This is a genomic window from uncultured Methylobacterium sp. (assembly GCF_964244095.1).
In the GTDB taxonomy this organism is placed as follows: domain Bacteria; phylum Pseudomonadota; class Alphaproteobacteria; order Rhizobiales; family Beijerinckiaceae; genus Methylobacterium.
The window spans coordinates 1-2,322 of record NZ_CAXTHR010000278.1; the positions used below are offsets into that span (position 1 = coordinate 1).

Annotated in this window: 2 protein-coding genes; both read right to left on the bottom strand. The window is 70.9% G+C overall.

Annotation, left to right across the window (positions count from 1 at the left end; genetic code table 11):
* On the bottom strand, positions 1 to 621 hold a 621-nt coding region (locus tag ACFE86_RS22500; protein WP_375457526.1), incomplete at its 3' end, for an NADH-quinone oxidoreductase subunit H.
* A 9-nt stretch (positions 622 to 630) separates the two neighbouring features.
* On the bottom strand, positions 631 to 2,322 hold a 1,692-nt coding region (locus ACFE86_RS22505), incomplete at its 5' end, for a molybdopterin-dependent oxidoreductase (RefSeq protein ID WP_375457527.1).

Below are 2,322 nucleotides of genomic sequence, written 5' to 3' on the forward strand. Positions count from 1 at the left end.
CGCCGAGATGAAGAACACCACGAACATCGGGAACAGCCACAGCCAGTACCAGCCGAACAGGCCGAGGCAGGTGTCCTGCGCCATCACGATGCGCGAGAGGTTGAGGGAGCCGGCGCACAGCAGCACGCAGATGATGACGAAGCCGAGCGAGACCTCGTAGGAGATCATCTGCGCCGCCGAGCGCAGCGCCCCGAGGAACGCGTATTTCGAGTTCGATGCCCAGCCGCCCATCAGCACGCCGTAGACGCCCAGGCTGGAAATCGCGAAAATGTAGGTCATGCCGACGTTGATGTCGGCGAGCGCCCAGCCCTCCGCCAGCGGGATCACAGCCCAGGCGGCAAGCGCCAGCGTCGCGAAGACGAGTGGCGCCAGCAGGAACAGGCCCTTGTTGGCGCCGGCCGGGATCACCGGTTCCTTCAGTACGAACTTCAGCAGGTCGGCGAACGACTGGAACAGGCCCCACGGGCCGACGACGTTGGGGCCGCGGCGCAACTGCACCGCCGCCCAGATCTTGCGGTCGGCGAGCAGCGCGTAGGCGATGAAGACGAGGAGGCAGGCGAGCAGCACGAAGCTCTTCAGCGCGAGCAGCAGCACGGTGCCGACGGTGTCCCAGGCGGTCATGGCGGCCTCCTACTCGGCGGCTTCGAGGGCGCGCCCGCGGGCGAGGCTCGAACATTCGGCGAGCACCCGCGAGGCGCGCGCGATCGGGTTGGTGAGGTAGAAGTCGAGCACCGGCGAGGCGAAGGACGCCTTCCGCATCTCACCGCCGAGCGCGGCCAGGGCGTCCACCGCCGCGACCGCGTCGCCCGGCTCGATGCTTCCGACCGCCGCGAGATGGGGATGGGCGGCGTAGAGCGCCCGGCGCAGCGCGATCAGCGAGTCGAACGGCAGGCGGTGGCCGAGCACGTCCGAGAGCGCGCGCAGGATCGCCCAGTCCTCGCGGGCGTCGCCCGGCGGGAAGCCGGCGCGGTTGGTCTGCTGCACCCGGCCTTCGAGGTTGACGAAGGTCGCGCCCTTCTCGGTGTAGGCCGCGCCCGGCAGCACCACGTCGGCCCGTGACGCGCCGCGGTCGCCGTGCGTGCCCTGGTAGATCACGAAGGCGCCAGCGCCCACCGAGCCCTCGTCGGCGCCGAGGTTGAACACCACGTCGAGCGCGCCCGGCTCCAGCATCGCACCGAACCCGAGCCCGCCCTCCCCCGGCACGAAGCCGAGATCGAGCGCCCCGACGCGGGCGGCGGCGGTGTGGATCACGCCAAAACCGTTCCAGTCGGGCGTGACGGCGCCGATGTCCTTTGCCAGGGAGGCGGCGGCGGCCAGCACCGCCGGGTCGGCGAGCGCCGCCGGGCCGACGATCACCAGCGGGCGCGTCGCCCCCTTGAGGACGTCGAGGAAGCTGTGCCCGCCGCGGGCGAGCGCCGCCAGCGTATCGGTGCCGGCGCCGAGATAGGTGTGGGGATAGGTGAGGTCCGCCGCCTCGCCGATCAGGCCGACCGCGAGCGGCCCCATCCGCCAGCGCTTGCGGATGCGAACGTTCAGCAGCGACGCCTCGATCCGCGGGTTGGCGCCGACGAGCAGGATCGCGTCCGCCGCCTCGATGCCGGGGATCGTCGGGTTGAAGACGTAGGACGCCCGGCCCCGGGCCGGATCGATCGCCTCGCCGCCCTGCCGGCAATCGATGTTCCCGACGCCGAGCGCGCGCATCAGGTGCTTGAGGGCGAAAATCTCCTCGACGCCGGCGAGGTCGCCGACCAGTGCGCCGACGCGCTTGGGATCGACGCCCTTCATCCGCGCCGCGATCGCCGAGAACGCCTCGCTCCACGAGGCCGGGCGCAGGCGCCCATTCTCGCGCAGGAACGGCCGGTCAAGGCGCTGCAACCGCAGGCCGTCGACGGCGTGGCGGGTCTTGTCGGTGATCCACTCCTCGTTGATGTCCTCGTTGATGCGCGGCTCGATCTGCATCACCTCGCGCCCGCGGGTGTCGACGCGGATCGCAGAGCCCACCGCGTCCATCACGTCGACCGACTCGGTCTTGGTCAGCTCCCAGGGGCGGATGTTGTAGCTCTGCGGCTTGTGGACCAGCGCGCCGACGGGGCAGAGGTCGGCGGCGTTGCCCTGCAGCTCCGAGCCCATCGCCTCCTCGAGGTAGCTCGTGATCTCCATGTCCTCGCCGCGCCCGATCGCGCCGAGATCCGGCACGCCCGCGACCTCGGCCAGGAACCGCACGCAGCGGGTGCAATGGATGCAGCGGTTCATGGCGGTCCGCACCAGCGGGCCGATATACTTCTCCTCGACGGCGCGCTTGTTCTCGCCGTAGCGGGTCGA